This is a genomic window from Pedococcus sp. P5_B7 (assembly GCF_054049895.1).
In genome coordinates this window covers 172,232-188,455 of record NZ_JBFULM010000002.1, presented here as the reverse complement: position 1 = coordinate 188,455, position 16,224 = coordinate 172,232, and the positions used below count along the sequence as shown (strand labels likewise).

13 protein-coding genes are annotated in these 16,224 nt (G+C 70.1%); 12 read left to right on the top strand and 1 reads right to left on the bottom strand.

From position 1 onward, the window contains the following. Positions 1-304: 304 nt before the first annotated feature. From ftsZ to ACXJKD_RS03690, 6 genes are all read left to right on the top strand, one after another. Positions 305-1,549 (top strand): cell division protein FtsZ, encoded by a 1,245-nt coding sequence (gene ftsZ / locus ACXJKD_RS03715; protein ID WP_457253020.1) that lies wholly within the window; start codon positions 305-307, stop codon positions 1,547-1,549. Positions 1,550-1,665: 116 nt separating this feature from the next. Beyond that, positions 1,666-2,361, top strand: coding sequence for a peptidoglycan editing factor PgeF (gene pgeF / locus ACXJKD_RS03710; RefSeq protein ID WP_457253018.1), 696 nt, complete (start codon positions 1,666-1,668; stop codon positions 2,359-2,361). Continuing rightward, the gene (locus ACXJKD_RS03705) at positions 2,358-3,065 is read left to right on the top strand and encodes a YggS family pyridoxal phosphate-dependent enzyme (RefSeq protein ID WP_457253016.1); all 708 of its coding nucleotides are present in this window, start codon (positions 2,358-2,360) and stop codon (positions 3,063-3,065) included. The genes pgeF and ACXJKD_RS03705 overlap by 4 nt, the downstream gene beginning before the upstream one ends. A 94-nt stretch (positions 3,066-3,159) precedes the next feature. Then, on the top strand, positions 3,160-3,639 hold the full coding sequence (locus ACXJKD_RS03700; protein WP_056920685.1) for a cell division protein SepF: 480 nt from the start codon (positions 3,160-3,162) through the stop codon (positions 3,637-3,639). Positions 3,640-3,681: 42 nt separating this feature from the next. Then, on the top strand, positions 3,682-3,972 hold the full coding sequence (locus tag ACXJKD_RS03695; protein ID WP_457253013.1) for a YggT family protein: 291 nt from the start codon (positions 3,682-3,684) through the stop codon (positions 3,970-3,972). 138 nt (positions 3,973-4,110) lie between these two features. Next, entirely contained in the window at positions 4,111-5,460 is a 1,350-nt protein-coding gene (locus ACXJKD_RS03690; protein ID WP_457253011.1) for a DivIVA domain-containing protein, read from the top strand. Positions 5,461-5,674: 214 nt separating this feature from the next. Here the strand turns inward: ACXJKD_RS03690 and ACXJKD_RS03685 are convergent, their stop codons facing one another. Further along, positions 5,675-6,163, bottom strand: a complete 489-nt coding sequence (locus ACXJKD_RS03685; protein ID WP_457253010.1) for a hypothetical protein — start codon at positions 6,161-6,163, stop codon at positions 5,675-5,677. Between ACXJKD_RS03685 and ACXJKD_RS03680 the strand changes: the two genes are divergently transcribed. The 6 genes from ACXJKD_RS03680 (at position 6,141) to ACXJKD_RS03655 (ending at position 16,217) form a co-directional block, all read left to right on the top strand. Next, complete coding sequence (locus ACXJKD_RS03680) at positions 6,141-6,569, top strand: TraR/DksA family transcriptional regulator (RefSeq protein ID WP_457253009.1); 429 nt, start codon at positions 6,141-6,143, stop codon at positions 6,567-6,569. The genes ACXJKD_RS03685 and ACXJKD_RS03680 overlap by 23 nt on opposite strands. Beyond that, complete coding sequence (locus ACXJKD_RS03675; RefSeq protein ID WP_457253007.1) at positions 6,542-7,120, top strand: signal peptidase II; 579 nt, start codon at positions 6,542-6,544, stop codon at positions 7,118-7,120. The genes ACXJKD_RS03680 and ACXJKD_RS03675 overlap by 28 nt, the downstream gene beginning before the upstream one ends. Then, on the top strand, positions 7,117-8,052 hold the full coding sequence (locus ACXJKD_RS03670; protein ID WP_457253006.1) for an RluA family pseudouridine synthase: 936 nt from the start codon (positions 7,117-7,119) through the stop codon (positions 8,050-8,052). The genes ACXJKD_RS03675 and ACXJKD_RS03670 overlap by 4 nt, the downstream gene beginning before the upstream one ends. A gap of 123 nt (positions 8,053-8,175) precedes the next feature. Then, positions 8,176-11,772, top strand: a complete 3,597-nt coding sequence (gene dnaE / locus ACXJKD_RS03665) for a DNA polymerase III subunit alpha (protein ID WP_457253005.1) — start codon at positions 8,176-8,178, stop codon at positions 11,770-11,772. 21 nt (positions 11,773-11,793) lie between these two features. Then, complete coding sequence (locus tag ACXJKD_RS03660) at positions 11,794-13,938, top strand: S9 family peptidase (protein WP_457253004.1); 2,145 nt, start codon at positions 11,794-11,796, stop codon at positions 13,936-13,938. A gap of 107 nt (positions 13,939-14,045) precedes the next feature. Then, a complete protein-coding gene (locus ACXJKD_RS03655) occupies positions 14,046-16,217 on the top strand; it encodes an ATP-binding SpoIIE family protein phosphatase (protein WP_457253003.1) in 2,172 nt (723 codons plus the stop codon). Positions 16,218-16,224 lie beyond the last annotated feature (7 nt).

The window sequence follows — 16,224 nt, the reverse complement described above, 5'->3', positions numbered from 1 at the left end:
AAGAAACCGCGAAATCGGGTGAATCCGTGCTGCGACACGCGGTCGACCTTGTTGCCTGCACCCCATGCGGCGCATAGCGTCGGCGGCGTCGAATGGTGGGCCCGACCTCAACGCAAGGTAACCCTCAACTAGACGTCGAGGCAACGCGACCCGCCCACGACTGCACGATCTCGCACCACCGCCGCACTGTTCCACCCCATCGCTCCACCACCAGCCCCACCACTAGCCCCACCACCAGCCCCACCACGGACTTCGTCCGCAGGGACGACCACCACCAGCACCGCATTCAGGAAGGCCCACCGCCGTGGCAGCACCGCAGAACTACCTGGCCGTCATCAAGGTCGTCGGCATCGGCGGTGGTGGCGTCAACGCCATCAACCGCATGATCGAGGTCGGCCTGAAGGGCGTCGAATTCATCGCCATCAACACCGACGCGCAGGCGCTGTTGATGAGTGACGCGGACGTCAAGCTCGACGTGGGTCGCGAGCTCACCCGTGGCCTCGGTGCCGGTGCCGACCCCGAGGTCGGCAAGAAGGCCGCCGAGGACCACGCGGAGGAGATCGAGGAGGTGCTCAAGGGCGCCGACATGGTCTTCGTCACCGCCGGTGAGGGTGGTGGCACGGGCACCGGTGGTGCGCCCGTCGTCGCCAAGATCGCCAAGGGTCTGGGCGCCCTGACGATCGGTGTCGTCACGCGACCGTTCACCTTCGAGGGTCGTCGGCGGGCCAACCAGGCCGAGACCGGCATCGCGAACCTGCGCGAGGAGGTCGACACCCTCATCGTCATCCCCAACGACCGACTGCTGTCGATCAGCGACCGCACGGTCAGCATGCTCGACGCCTTCCGCTCCGCCGACCAGGTCCTGCTCTCGGGTGTCCAGGGCATCACCGACCTGATCACGACGCCGGGCCTGATCAACCTCGACTTCGCCGACGTCAAGTCGGTCATGCAGGGAGCCGGGTCGGCCCTCATGGGCATCGGCTCGTCCCGCGGTGACGACCGGGCGGTCCAGGCCGCCGAGCTCGCCATCTCGAGCCCGCTGCTCGAGGCGAGCATCGACGGCGCCCACGGCGTCCTGCTCTCGATCCAGGGTGGCAGCGACCTCGGTCTGTTCGAGATCAACGAGGCGGCCCGACTGGTGCAGGAGGCCGCCCACCCCGAGGCCAACATCATCTTCGGTGCGGTCATCGACGACGCCCTCGGTGACGAGGTGCGCGTGACCGTGATCGCCGCCGGCTTCGACGGCGGCGCCCCGCTCAAGCGCGAGAACGACCGCGCCATCGGCCAGATCCAGGGCTCGCAGCGCGCCGCCCAGGAGACCGCCGGCCATTCCGCGGCGGCCGCAGCGGCTGCCGCGCCTGCCCCCCAAGCTGCCCAGGCTGCCCCCCAGCCTGCCGCCCCGGCCCGCGCGGTCGAGGACGGCCCGGTGACGACGTCTCAGCCCAACGGGGTCGAGCCGGTGGCACCGCGCGAGCCCGCCGGTCGACCGCCGCGGACCGTCACCTTCGACGAGGGCGACGACCTCGACGTCCCCGACTTCTTGAAGTGAGCAGAGCCTGAAGTAGTCAGGCACCATTCTCGCCGACAGGGGCGCCGGACCGAGCTGGTCCGGCGCCCCTGTCGTAGGTTGGGCCGGTGTTCTACTGGCGCCAGCAGACTGGTCGTGTGTCGTGGGCCTTCACCGACCGTGAGGGTGGCCGCAGCGCCGGCGACTTCGACTCCCTCAACCTCGGCGGCCACGTGGGTGACGACGCGGCGGCGGTGGAGGCCAACCGAGCTGCGGTGGCCACGGCGACCGGCGTGCGACGCGACCACCTGCTCTTCATGCACCAGTGTCACGGGGCGGACGTCGTCGTGGCCGACGGACCATGGGACGCCGGTGGTCCGCCTCCCGCCGACGGGGTGGTCACCGCCACGGCCGGGCTGGCCCTGGCCGTGCTGGTCGCCGACTGCACCCCTGTCCTGCTCGCCGACGTCGACGCCGGAGTCGTCGGTGCGGTGCACGCGGGTCGCCCGGGGATGACGGCGGGGATCGTCGACGTCGCGGTCGAGCGCATGCGTGGGCTCGGCGCCCGAGCCCTGAGTGCCGTCGTCGGGCCGTCCATCTGCGCCCGCTGCTACGAGGTGCCGGAAGAGCTGCGGGCAGCGGCCACGGCCGTGGCGCCGGAGGCCTCGGCGCGCTCGTGGTCGGGCACGCCCGCGATCGACGTGGCCGCAGGGGTGGTCGCCCAGCTTGTCGCGAACAACGTTGCGGTGCAATGGGTTCCGGGATGTGCACGCGAGGACCAGAGGCTGTTCTCCTATCGTCGCGAAGGTCGCACGGGACGGTACGCCGGTGTCGTCGTGGCTGGTGCGCGGTGAGCTCGGACGCGGGTCGCCGCGCCGAGCTCGAGCGCAACCTCGCCACCGTGCACGCCCGCATCAAGGCCGCCTGCGACCTCGCGGGACGCGACCCCGCCGAGGTGTCGCTGGTCGCCGTGACCAAGTTCTTCCCGGCCCGCGACGCAGACCTCCTCGCCGAGCTCGGGGTCACCGCGATCGGCGAGAACCGTGACCAGGAGGCCTCGGCCAAGGTCGCCGAGCTGCGACGACGGGCCGACCTCGAGGTGCACTTCATCGGTCAGCTCCAGACCAACAAGGCGACCTCGGTCGTGTCGTATGCCGATGTCGTCGAGTCGGTCGACCGCCCCAAGCTCGTCGCGGCCCTCGACCGCGCCGCGGCGTCGCGAGGGGTCCGGCCTGCCGTCCTGGTGCAGGTCTCGCTCGACGAACCACCCGAGCGGGGTGGGGTCGAGCCCGGGGGAGCGTTGGCCCTCGCCGACCAGGTGGCCGCCTGCGAGCACCTCGAGCTGCGGGGGGTGATGGCGGTGGCACCCCTCGGGGGTGACCCCGACGCGGCCTTCGCCCGCCTCGCCGAGGTGGCCCGCGGCATACGAGAGGCGTATCCCGAGGCGACGTGGGTCTCGGCGGGCATGAGTGGCGACCTCGAGGCGGCAGTCGCGCACGGCGCGACACACCTGCGTGTCGGAAGCGCAATCCTCGGTTCTCGCCAGTCACACCGGTAACTTCAGTCCCGACGAAGGTGACCTCGCGGATCGATGTCCGTCGCACGGGGAAACGCTGACAACGGTAGGCACGCAAACCAAAGGGAGCTCGCACATGGCTGGGGCGCTGCGCAAGACGATGGTGTACCTCGGGCTCGCCGAGGATGACGAGCGCTATGACGGGTACGACGAGTACGACTACGACGAGCCTGCCCGGCAGGAGGCACCGGCCGAGCGCTCGGCCGCCGTCACGCCGCTGCCGCAGCGCACGCCCGTGGCCAGGGTCGTCCGCGATGTCGAGGTGGGTGCCCTGAACCGCATCACCACCATCCACCCGCGCACCTACAACGAGGCCAAGAACATCGGCGAGAGCTTCCGTGACGGCACCCCCGTCATCATGAACCTCTCCGACATGGACGACTCCGACGCCAAGCGCCTCGTCGACTTCGCCGCGGGTCTCGTGTTCGGTCTGCATGGCCAGATCGAGCGGGTCACCTCGAAGGTCTTCCTGCTGTCGCCGGCCCACGTCGAGGTCTCGGCCGAGGAGGGCCCGGCGGCTCCCACGGCCGCGCGCGGCCTGTTCAACCAGAGCTGACCCGCACCGCCCGCGCCCAGCCCGCCATGACAGGGTGAACCCATGCAGCTGCTGGGTGACAACATCATCGCGAGCGTCCTTCGCTTCGCCGTCTTCCTCTTCTTCGTCATCCTGCTCGGGCGCCTGGTTCTTGACTGGGTGCAGGCGTTCGCCCGTGACTGGCGGCCGCGTGGCCCGCTGCTGGTCGTCGCGGAGTTCATCTACACGATCACGGACCCGCCCCTCAAGGCGCTGCGCCGGGTCATCCCGCCCCTGACCCTCGGCACCCTTCGGCTGGACCTGGCCTTCCTCGTCCTGATGGTCGGGACCTCTCTGCTGATGACCATCCTCTAGTCGTCGCCGAATCCTCTAGGCTGGCCCCTGACCCAGACTCTGGGATGCTTGACGCGCACCGCTGTTCCGGTGTGCTGCTGTTCGACCCGCACTGTTGCTTGACCTGCTCTGCTCATGCCAGCCAACCGAGGTGACTACATGACGCTCACGCCTGAGGACGTCCTCAACAAGAACTTCACGCCGACGCAGTTCCGGCGTGGTTACGACGAGCGCGAGGTGGACGACTTCCTCGACGAGGTGGTCGCCGAGATGCGCCGCATCGTCAAGGAGGGCGACGACCTCCGAGACCAGCTCAACGACTGCCGCCAGACCAAGGGCATGCCCACCGTCGCCAAGGCCGACCCGAACGCCGCCGCCACCAAGGCCGCGGACGCGAAGGCGGCCGAGGAGGCCGAGGCCAAGGCGAACCGCGAGGCGCAGGACCGGCTCGCCGCGATCGCCGCCAAGGCCGAGGAGGCCGAGAAGGCAGCCCAGGCGCGTATCGCCGCGGCCACCGCGAAGGCGGAGGAGGCCGAGAAGATCGCGCAGGCGCGCGCCGACGAGGCAGAGCAGGCCGCCCAGGGCCGGATCTCCGACACGGAGAAGGGTGCGCAGGAGCGCGCCAAGGCCGTGGAGGCCCGCGCCAAGGAGGCCGAGGAGCGCGCCGCAGCCGCGGAGCAGCGCCTCACCGAGGCCCAGCAGCAGGCCGAGGAGGTGCAGCGTCAGGCCGAGGAGGCCCAGCGCCAGGCTGACGAGGCCCGCCAGCAGGCCGAGGAGGCCCAGCGGGTCAGCGCCGAGCAGGTCGCGGCAGCTCAGGCCGCCCAGCAGGAGGCGGAGCAGGCAGCAGCGCAGGCAGCAGCGCAGGCGGAGCAGGCAGCAGCGCAAGCGGCCCAGCAGGCAACGCAGGCGGCCCAGCAGGCATCGCAGGAGCAGGCGGCCCCGGTCGAGCAGAGCGCCCCCGTGGCCCTCGGCGCGGCTGCGGCCGGCGGGGGCGCCAGTGCGGCGGCCCTGCTCGAGATGGCCCAGCGACTGCACGACGAGCACGTCGGCCAGGGTGAGTCCACCCGTGACCGGCTCATCTCCGAGGCCCAGGCACGGCACGACGAGCTGGTCGGCGAGGGGCAGAACAAGCACGACGAGCTCCTCTCGGTCGGTCAGAACCGTCACGACGAGCTGCTCGCCACCGCGCAGAACCGTCACGACGAGCTCGTCAGCGAGGCCACGACCAAGCACGAGCAGATGATCACCGAGGCGCGCGAGCGGTCGACGGGGATGGTCCACGAGGCGCAGCAGAAGAAGGCGCAGATCCTCGAGGAGCTCTCCCGCGAGCGCAACCTGCTCGAGAAGAAGATCGACGAGCTGCGCACCTTCGAGCGCGACTACCGCGCGCGGCTCAAGCACTACATCGAGGAGCAGCTCGCGGACCTCGAGCAGACCGGTGTGGAGCCCGCGGAGGCCGGCGACGACGAGTCGCAGGGCGACGAGGAGCAGCACTCCGACCAGCAGTAGTCAGCCGGTCGGTCACTGGCAGCAGGGCCTGACCAAGGGCGCTCACCGCATCGCGGTGGGCGCCCTTCGTCGTCCATCGGCCCCGCCGCTGCAACGGATTCGGCACCAATCGCGTTTTGGCGTTGAGTACGCAGCGTCCAGCGCTTATCCTCACCGCACCTGTGAGCGCTCGTCTAGGAGCGCCATGCGACCGAGGGGCCGGGCACATCATGGTTCAAAAGGCGAGAGCCGCAACGAAGTCTGCACCAGCCAGCAAGGCTTCCAGCGCCACCAGGACCACCCCCGCGAAGAAGGCTGCGCCGGCGAAGAAGGCTGCGCCGGCGAAGAAGGCGGCACCGGCGAAGAAGGCCGCACCGGCGAAGACGGCCGCACCGGCCAAGAAGGCCGCACCCGTGAAGAAGGCCGCACCAGTCAAGAAGGCCGCGCCCGCGAAGAAGGCCGCGCCCGCGAAGACGGCCGCGCCCGCGAAGACGGCCGCGCCGGCGAAGAAGGCCGCGCCGGCGAAGAAGGCCGCGCCGGCGAAGAAGGCCGCACCGGCGAAGAAGGCCGCGCCCGCGAAGAAGGCCGCGCCGGCGAAGAAGGCCGCACCCGCGAAGAAGGCCGCCCCCGCGAAGAAGGCGGCACCCGCGAAGAACGCCGCCCCCGCCAGGAAGGCCGCACCGGCCAAGAAGGCCGCGCCGGTGAAGCGGACCAGCGCAGCCACCAAGGCCGCGCCGCGCTCGCTGCGCGTCCGTGACGACGAGTCGCCCTGGACCGCCAAGGAGCTGCGTGAGATCCGCACCGAGATCGAGGCGGACGTCGCGCACCTGCGCCAGGAGATCACCGTGGCCGAGGCCGACCTGGTCGGCCTGATGCGCGACGCCGGTGACGGCGCCGGCGACGACCAGGCGGACGCCGGGGCCAAGACCTTCGAGCGCGAGCAGGAGATCTCGCTGGCCAACAACGCCCGCGAGATGCTCGACCAGAACCTCCACGCCATCGAGCGCCTGGACGACGGCAGCTACGGGATCTGCGAGTCCTGCGGCAACCCCATCGGCAAACTTCGCCTTCAGGCCGCTCCTCGTGCGACCCTATGCGTGACATGCAAGACGAAGCAGGAGCGCCGCTGATCGCGGCCGACGAATCCCCCTCCACCCCTCAACACCCCACCGACCGCCGCGGCCTCTTCGCCCTGCTCGTGGGCTCGGCCGTCGTGGCCTACGCCCTCGACCAGGTCACGAAGGCCTGGGCACTGTCCGCCCTCGACGTCGGGTCGCCCGTCAACGTGGTCGGCGAGCTGATCCGGCTCAACCTGATCCGCAACGCCGGCGCCGCCTTCTCGATCGGTGACAACGCCACCTGGGTGCTGACCCTGATCGCCTTCGGCGTGCTCGTGGTCATCGTCCGCACAGCCCGCAGGATCGGCAGTCGCGGGTGGGCCTGGGCGCTCGGCCTGCTGCTCGGCGGCTCGCTGGGCAACCTCACCGACCGGATGACCCGTGAGCCGGGCCCCGGTCGGGGCCACGTCGTGGACTTCATCGACTACTTCGGCTTGTTCATCGGCAACGTCGCCGACATCGCCATCGTCGGCGCCGCCTTGCTGATCGGGCTGCTGGCCCTGCGCGGCATCGGTGTCGACGGCCGGCGCCCCCACCACGGACGACACGAGGCCGCAGAATGAGCGATTCCCTGACCGACGCCAGGACCCTGTTCGTCCCCGACGGCCTCGAGGGGGAGCGGGTCGACGCTGCCTTGGCCCGCCTGTTCGGGGTCTCGCGCACGAAGGCCGCCGACCTGGCCTCCGCGGGCGACGTGCAGGTCAACCACAAGCAGGCCGGCAAGTCCGACCGGGTCAGTGCCGGCGACCTCCTCGAGGTCGCGCTGCCGGCCAGCGAGCAGAGCCCGACCCTCAAGGTGATCGCCGAGCCCGTGCCGGGGATGAGCATCATCCACGACGACGACGACCTCGTCGTCGTCGACAAGCCCGTCGGGGTCGCGGCCCACCCCAGCGTCGGCTGGACCGGCCCCACCGTCGTGGGCGGCCTTGCTGCCGCGGGCTACCGGATCGCGACGAGTGGTGCGAGCGAGCGGCAGGGCATCGTGTCCCGGCTCGACGTCGGCACGAGCGGGCTCATGGTGGTCGCGAAGTCCGAGTACGCCTACAGCGTCCTCAAGCAGGCGTTCCGCAGCCGCTCGGTCGACAAGAAGTACCACGCGCTGGTGCAGGGCCTGCCGGACCCGGTGGTCGGCACCATCGACGCCCCCATCGGTCGGCACCCCAACCACGACTACAAGTTCGCGGTCATGGAGAAGGGCAAGCCGAGCGTCACGCACTACGAGGTGATCGAGGCCTTCCGGGCGGTCTCCCTGCTCGACATCCACCTCGAGACCGGCCGCACCCACCAGATCCGGGTGCACTTCTCGGCGCTGCACCACCCGTGCGCCGGTGACCTCACCTACGGCGCGGACCCGAAGCTGGCAGCCCGGCTGGGCCTGGACCGGCAGTGGCTGCACGCCGTGGGCCTCGGGTTCGACCACCCGGGCACGGGCAAGTACGTCACCTTCGAGAGCCCCTACCCGCCCGACCTCGCGCAGGCGCTCGACCGCCTCTGAGCGGCCCGCGCGAGCCGTGGGGTATGCCGCGAAGCCGACTTCGCGGCATACCACCCACCTCATCCGTCACAGGCAGGCGCGTCCCTTAGGTCTCGTCGGACCCCCGACCTAAGATCACTTCTGATGTCCCCCCAGATCGCCTCAGGCACCTCCACAAGCGACTCGTTCGTCCACCTCCACGTGCACACCGAGTACTCCATGCTCGACGGGGCGGCGCGGATCGGTGACCTGTTCACCAAGGCCGCCGAGATGGGCATGCCCGCGCTGGCGACGACCGACCACGGCTACGTCTTCGGTGCCTACGAGTTCTGGAAGAAGGCCCAGGGCACGGGGGTCAAGCCGATCATCGGGGTCGAGGCCTACGTCACGCCCGGCACCCACCGCACCGACAAGACGAGGGTCAAGTGGGGTGAGGACCACCAGTCCGGCGACGACGTCTCCGGGTCCGGCGCCTACACCCACATGACCCTCCTGGCCCGCAACAACAACGGCCTGCACAACCTCTTCCGGCTCGACTCACAGGCCAGCCTCGACCAGGTCTACGCCAAGTGGCCGCGGATCGACCGCGAGCTGCTCGGCCAGTACGGCCAGGGGCTCATCGCGACCACCGGGTGTCCCTCGGGCGAGGTGCAGACCCGGCTGCGGCTCGGCCAGTACCGCGAGGCGCTGCAAGCCGCCTCCGACTTCCGCGACATCTTCGGCAAGGACTACTACTTCGCCGAGCTGATGGACCACGGCCTCGACATCGAGCGCCGCGTCCAGAAGGACCTGCTCCGCCTGGCCCGCGAGCTCGGGCTGCCGCTGGTGGCCACCAACGACCTGCACTACACGACGCAGGAGGACGCCAAGGCGCACTCCGCCCTGCTCTGCGTGCAGTCCGGCTCGACCCTGATGGACCCCAACCGGTTCAAGTTCGACGCCGACGACTTCTACCTCAAGAGCCCGGCCGAGATGCGCCACACCTGGCGCGAGCTGCCCGAGGCGTGCGACAACACCCTGCTCATCGCCGAGATGTGCGACATCTCGTTCACCGAGGACGAGGGCCGCTACATGCCGCGGTTCCCCTGCCCCCCGGGCGAGAACGAAGAGTCGTGGTTCATCAAGGAGGTCCAGCGCGGGCTGGTCGAGCGGTTCCCCGGCGGGATCCCCGACTACGCCACCAAGCAGGCCGCCTTCGAGACCGACGTCATCGTCTCCAAGGGCTATGCCGGCTACTTCCTCGTCGTCGCCGACTTCATCAACTGGGCCAAGGCCAACGGCATCCGGGTCGGCCCCGGTCGTGGGTCCGGTGCGGGGTCGATGTGCGCCTACGCCATGAAGATCACCGACCTCGACCCGATCCCACATGGCCTGATCTTCGAGCGGTTCCTCAACCCCGAGCGACCGTCGCTGCCCGACTTCGACGTCGACTTCGACGAGCGCCGTCGCGGTGAGGTCATCAAGTACGTCACCGACAAGTACGGCGCCGACCGCGTCGCCCAGATCGTCACCTACGGCACCATCAAGGCCAAGCAGGCCGTCAAGGACGCCGCCCGGGTCATGGGCCACCCCTTCGTGGTGGGCGAGCAGCTCACCAAGGCGATGCCCCCTGACGTCATGGGCAAGGGCGTGCCGCTGGCCGAGATCTACAACACGGAGCACAAGCGCTACAACGAGGGCGGCGACTTCCGCGCCCTGGTCGAGACCGAGCCGCACTTCAAGGAGATCGTCGACACCGCGCTCGGCCTCGAGGGGCTCAAGCGGCAGTGGGGTGTGCACGCCGCTGGCGTCATCATGTCGAGCGAGCCGCTCATCGACGTCATCCCGATCATGCGACGGCTGCAGGACGGCCAGGTCATCACCCAGTTCGACTACCCGAGCTGTGAGGCACTCGGGCTGGTCAAGATGGACTTCCTGGGGCTGCGCAACCTCACCATCCTCGACGACGCCATCGACAACGTGAAGGCCAACCGCGGCGAGGACATCGACCTCGACGCGCTGTCCAAGGACATGACCGACAAGGCGACCTTCGACCTCCTCGCGCGCGGCGACACCCTGGGCGTCTTCCAGCTCGACGGTGGTGGCATGCGCACCCTGCTCAAGCTCATGCAGCCCGACAACTTCGAGGACATCTCCGCCGCCCTCGCGCTCTACCGGCCCGGGCCGATGGGCGTCAACGCCCACACCAACTTCGCGCTGCGCAAGAACGGCAAGCAGGAGCTCACCCCCCTCGACCCGCAGCTGGCTGGCAAGCTCCAGCAGGAGATGGTGGACGCCCTCCTGCCGATCCTCGGCACCACGCACGGCCTGGTGATCTACCAGGAGCAGGTCATGGAGATCGCCCAGAAGCTCGCCGGCTACACCCTCGGCAACGCCGACCTGCTGCGCCGGGCCATGGGCAAGAAGAAGAAGGAGGTCCTCGACGCCGAGTACGTCCCCTTCTCCCAGGGCATGAAGGCCAAGGGCTTCAACGAGGCGTCGATCGCGGCCCTGTGGGGCGTGCTCGTCCCGTTCTCCGACTACGCCTTCAACAAGGCGCACACCGCTGCCTACGGCCTGGTGTCCTACTGGACCGGCTACCTCAAGGCCAACTACCCCGCCGAGTACATGGCCGCCCTGCTGACCAGCGTCGGCGACGACAAGGACAAGTCCGCCCTCTACCTGGGCGAGTGCCGGCGGATGGGCATCAAGGTGCTCCCTCCGGACGTCAACGACTCGGTGGCCCGGTTCGCGGCGGTCGGCACCGACATCCGGTTCGGCATGCAGGCGATCCGCAACGTCGGCCACAACGTCGTCGAGGCGATCGTGGCAGCACGCGAGGACAAGGGCCGGTTCACGTCCTTCAAGGACTTCCTGTCCAAGTGCCCAGCGGTGGTCTGCAACAAGCGCACCATCGAGTCACTGATCAAGGCCGGTGCCTTCGACGGGCTGCAGGAGTCGCGCCAGGGCCTCTACCGCGTCCACGAGGACTTCGTCGACAACTTCGTCGACATCAAGCGGCAGGAGGCGATCGGCCAGGACTCGTTGTTCGGCTCGTTCGGTGACGACGCGGCTGGTGAGTCGGTCGACTTCTCGGTGCTCCCGACCATCCCCGGGGTCGAGTGGGACAAGAAGACGCTGCTGCAGTTCGAGCGCGAGATGTTGGGGCTCTACGTCTCCGACCACCCGCTGTTCGGCATCGAGCACGTGCTCAGCTCGCACGCCGACACCTCGATCGCGAGCCTGATGGGCGAGGACGGCAAACCCGAAGGGGCCAACGTCACCATCGCCGGGCTGATCACCGGGCTCCAGGTCAAGCGCACCAAGAAGGGCGACCTCTGGGCGATCGTGACCGTCGAGGACCTCGAGGGCGCCATCGAGTGCCTGTTCTTCCCCAGCGCCTACCTCACCGTGCAGCACGCACTGACCCATGACGCGGTCGTCGTGGTGAAGGGGCGGGTCAACCGGCGCGACGACACCCCCACGATCTTCGCGTCCGACCTGACCCTGCCCGACATCTCCGAGGGTCCTCGGGGCCCGGTCGTCGTCACCATCGACACCAACCGCGCCACCCAGACCAAGGTCGAGGAGCTCAAGTCGGTGCTCTCCTCGCACCCCGGCTCGACCGAGGTGCACGTGCGGCTGAGCCAGCCCGGCCGGTCGGTGCTGATGAAGCTCGAGGACTCCTACCGGGTCAACGCGACGGAGGCGCTCTTCGGCGACCTCAAGGTGATCCTCGGCCCGCGCTGCCTCGCGGGCTGAGCCACCACGTAGGGTGCGAGCGTGAGCACGCCTGAGGCAACCCTGCCGACCCCGCCACTCGCCGAGCGTCGCGAGACCGTGCGCGAGCACCACGGTGACGTGGTCGTCGACCCCTTCGAGTGGCTGCGCGACAAGGAGGACCCGGCGGTGCGGGCCCACCTCGAGGCCGAGAACGCCTACGCCGAGGCCGTGACGGCCGACCTGCAGCCGCTGCGGGACGCGATCTTCGAGGAGATCCGTTCGCGCACCCAGGAGACCGACCTGTCGGTACCGGTGGCGAGCGGGGCGTGGTGGTACTACTCCCGCAGCTTCGAGGGAGCGCAGTACTCGGTCGAGTGCCGCACTCCACGGGTCGAGGGCGCGCCGCGGCCGATGCCGGCGGCCGACGTGGTGGTCGAGGGCGAGCAGGTCCTCCTCGACGGCAACGTGGAGGCCGAGGGCCACGAGTTCTTCGCGCTGGGAGCCCTGACCGTGAGCCCTGACCACCAGCAGCTCGCGTATGCCGTGGACACCGAGGGTGACGAACGATTCTCCTTGCGGGTCAAGGACCTTCGCACCGGCGAGGTCATCGACACCGCGGTCGACCAGGTCGGCTACGGCTGCGTGTTCTCCCTTGATGGGAAGCACGTCTTCTACACGCGGGTCGACGAGACCTGGCGCCCCCACCAGGTCTGGCGCCACCAGGTCGGGACCTCCGTGGAGGGCGACGTGCTCGTCCACCAGGAGGACGACGAGCGCTTCTGGATGGGCGTCGGGTCCTCCCGAGACGACCGCTGGGTCATGATCGGCCTCGGGTCGAAGACGACCTCGGAGGTCCGCATCCTCGACGCCGCCGACCCGACCGGCGAGTTCCGGGTCGTGGCACCGCGGCGCGAAGGAGTCGAGTACGACGTCGAGCCGGCCGGCGACCGTCTCCTCATCGTGCACAACGCAGACTCGCTCGACTCCGACCTCGCCTGGGCTCCGATCGACGCCACCTCGGCCGACCAGTGGCAGACGATGATGCGGTCCCAGCCAGGGGAGCGGTTCCAAGGCATCGACGCCTTCGACGACGTCGCGGTCCTGTCCCTGCGCCGCGACGGGCTCACCGCCCTGCGGGTCCTGGCCCGCGACGCGTCAGAGGGCTCGGGATTCGGTGGGCACCACGACCTCGAGTTCGACGAGCCGGTCTACTCGGTCGGCCTCGGCGACAACCCGGAGACCGCCACGACCCGGCTCCAGGTCGTCTTCGAGTCGATGGTGACGCCGAAGACGGTCTTCGACTACGACGTGGCCACCCGCGACTTCGAGCTGCTCAAGCGCCAGCCGGTGCTCGGCGGCTACGACCCGTCGCAGTACCAGCAGCGCCGGGAGTGGGCGACCGCTGCCGACGGCACCCGGATCCCGCTGTCGCTGGTCTTTCCGGCCGGCTCGGAGCCGGACGGCAGCCACCCGGGTCTGCTCAGCGCCTACGGCTCCTACGAGATCTCGTCCGACCCCTACTTCTCGGTGGCCAGGCTGTCGCTGCTCGAGCGGGGTTTCGTCTACGCCATCGCGCACGTCCGTGGCGGGGGCGAGCTGGGGCGGTCCTGGTACGACCAGGGCAAGCTCAAGGCGAAGCAGAACACCTTCACCGACTTCGTCACCTGCGCGGCGCACCTCGTCGACAGCGGCTGGGTCGCGCCGGATCGTCTTGTGGCAGAAGGGGGTTCGGCTGGTGGCCTGCTCATCGGCGCTGCCGTCAACCTCGCGCCCGAACGCTTCCGTGCGGTCCACGCCGCGGTGCCCTTCGTCGACGCCCTCACCACCATCCTCGACCCGACGCTGCCGCTGACCGTCGTCGAGTGGGAGGAGTGGGGCAACCCGCTGGCCGATCCCGAGGTCTATGCCTACATGAAGGCCTACTCGCCGTACGAGAACGTGCGCGACGCGGCATACCCGGCAGTGTTGGCGACGACGTCGCTGAACGACACCCGGGTGTTCTTCACCGAGCCCGCCAAGTGGGTCGCGCGGCTGCGCGAGCACACCGCGAGCGACCCCGCCGCCCGGCCCGTCCTGCTGCGCACCGAGATGGTCGCTGGTCACGGCGGCAAGAGCGGCCGTTACGACGCGTGGCGCCAGGTGGCCTGGGAGTGGGCCTTCCTCGTCGACCAGGCGCAGGCCGGGCAGAAGATCTCTCACGATTGAGTGCGGTTTGACCGTGTTCTACCCGGGGTCGGGGCCATACCCTTTCGGATAGGGCGAACCGCTGGTGGCACGTGGAGCGGCGCGAGCGGCGGACAGAGGCGGACTGCGTGGGTGAGGGCCGGACGCGAGAGGCGAGGCGCCTCGCTGCGCACAGCGACTGGGCGGCCACGCCGCTCGGTCCGCGGGAGCAGTGGCCGACCCAGCTCGAGGCCGCGTGGGAGATCGCACTCGAGTGCCCCCTGCCGGTGGCCCTGTTGTGCGGTGCCGACTTCACGATGCTCTACAACGACGCGTTCCGGGAGCTGCTGGGGACGAAGCACCCGTCGGCGTTCGGCCAGTCGGCCCGCAAGGTCGTCGCCGAGGTCTGGGACGACCCCAAGGTCGGGCCCCTTCTCGAGCGGGCCTTCAGCGAGGCCGAGTCCTTCCTCGACGATGGGGTCGAGCTGCGGCTCGACCGCGGGCGTGGTGCGTGGCCGGGCACCAGGGCGGGAGCCCTCGGTGCCGCCGACAGCAGCGACGTCGGCTACTACCTGAGGAGCGGGTCGCCGGTCCTGGGATCCGATGGTGAGGTCCTCGCGGTGCTGCACGTCATCGTCGAGACCACGAATGCGATCGGCCGCGCCCGCGCCGTCGCCAAGCTCGCGGCGCTCCTGGCCGTGGCGGTCACGGTCGACGACGTGTGCAAGGTGGTGCTGCGCCAGGCCATGGTGGCCTTCGACGGTCTGTCGGTCTCGATCTGCCTGCCGTCGCCGTCGCCGTCGTCGTGGCGGATGGCCCGGCGGCACCGCATCGAACAGCTGTCCCCGGACGAGGAGCGGCTGCCCCTGATCTGGTCCGAGCTCGGGGAGGACATGGCTGCCCTCATCGCCCAGGCCATCGCCCGGGGCGAGCCGTACCTGTCGGACAACGGCGAGATCGTGGCTGTCCCGTTCCGCACCGGCAGGAGCCAGGCCGCCCTCGTGATCCAGCGTGAGGCGGCGCCGCTGCCGCACGACGTGGTGGCGGTGCTCGTGCCGTTCCGCGAGCTGGTCGGCGATGCGCTCGGTCGCGCTGTCGTCTACGACGCGGAGCGCACGACGGCCGAGCTGTTGCAGCGGACCCTGCTCCCGCCGAACCTCCCGCAGTCGGACGCCATCAGCATCGCCGCCCGCTACGAGCCGGTCTCCGAGGGGACCGTGGCCGGAGGCGACTTCTACGACTCGTTCTTCCTCCCAGACGGCCGGTTGGCGATCGTCATCGGGGATGTCGTCGGCCGTGGGGTGATGGCCGCGACGGTGATGGGACAGGTGCGGGCCGCGGTCCGCGGCGCTGCGCTGACCAACAGCGACCCGGCGTCGGTGATGGCCGCCCTCGACCGGGTGGTTTCGGACCTCGACGCCCTGTGGCCGGCGTCCATGCCGCTGGGCAGCCCCCGCGCCCGACCGGGCATGGCGTTCGGTGGCGAGCTCTTCGTGACGATGCTCTACGGCGCGGTCGACCCCGGCACGGGCGAGGTGGTGCTGGCCAGCGCCGGTCACCCGCTGCCGGCACTGCTCTTCGGGCGGGCCTCGCGGCAGGACGGCCGCCCGCGCGGGACGCTGGTCGAGATGCCGGTCGGTCCGCCGCTCGGGATCGAGGGCGTGCGACCGGCCCACCACCTGACCCTGGGGATCGGCGACATGCTCGTCGGGTTCACCGACGGCTTGCTCGAACGCCGGGGCGAGGCGTTTGACCAGGGCGAGGACCGTCTGCTCGCCGTGCTGGCCGACCTCCCGCCCGGCAGTCCCCGGAGCGTGGCGCACCACATCATGGACGCCATGGTGCAGGCCTCCGGGCAGGAGGACGACTGTGCGGTGATCGCGGTCGGTCGCTCGCCGGAGGGACACCGCAGGTCCGCGATCGTCGTGCCCCCGATGCCCGAGTCGGTGCGCGCCGCTCGCGACTGGGCACGTGAGCAGCTGACCGACTGGGAGGTCGGCGACGGCGACCAGCACACCATCGTGACCGGGATCTCCGAGCTGATCACGAACGCCGTGCTCCACGCCGGCACCGAGTCGCACCTCACCATGGACCTCGACACGGGGATCGTGGCAGTCACCGTGGCAGACAGCGGCAACCGCGGGGAGCCGCTGCTCACCGGCGCCGACACCATGGCGGTCCGGGGACGCGGGCTGTCCCTCGTGAAGGCCATCGCCGACGCGTTCGGGGCGCACCGCACGTCGGCGGGCGCGACGGTGTGGTTCGAGGTGGCGGTGGAGCTCGTCGAGAGCAGCGCGGCGACCGGCGGATGGACGACCTGAACCCGCT

Coding starts and splice junctions, on each gene's coding strand:
- ACXJKD_RS03700 (WP_056920685.1), top strand. CDS start 3,160: ATGGCTGGGGCGCTGCGCAAGACGATGGTGTACCTCGGGCTCGCCGAG.
- ACXJKD_RS03695 (WP_457253013.1), top strand. CDS start 3,682: ATGCAGCTGCTGGGTGACAACATCATCGCGAGCGTCCTTCGCTTCGCC.
- dnaE (WP_457253005.1), top strand. CDS start 8,176: ATGTCCCCCCAGATCGCCTCAGGCACCTCCACAAGCGACTCGTTCGTC.
- ACXJKD_RS03690 (WP_457253011.1), top strand. CDS start 4,111: ATGACGCTCACGCCTGAGGACGTCCTCAACAAGAACTTCACGCCGACG.
- ACXJKD_RS03670 (WP_457253006.1), top strand. CDS start 7,117: ATGAGCGATTCCCTGACCGACGCCAGGACCCTGTTCGTCCCCGACGGC.
- ACXJKD_RS03675 (WP_457253007.1), top strand. CDS start 6,542: ATGCAAGACGAAGCAGGAGCGCCGCTGATCGCGGCCGACGAATCCCCC.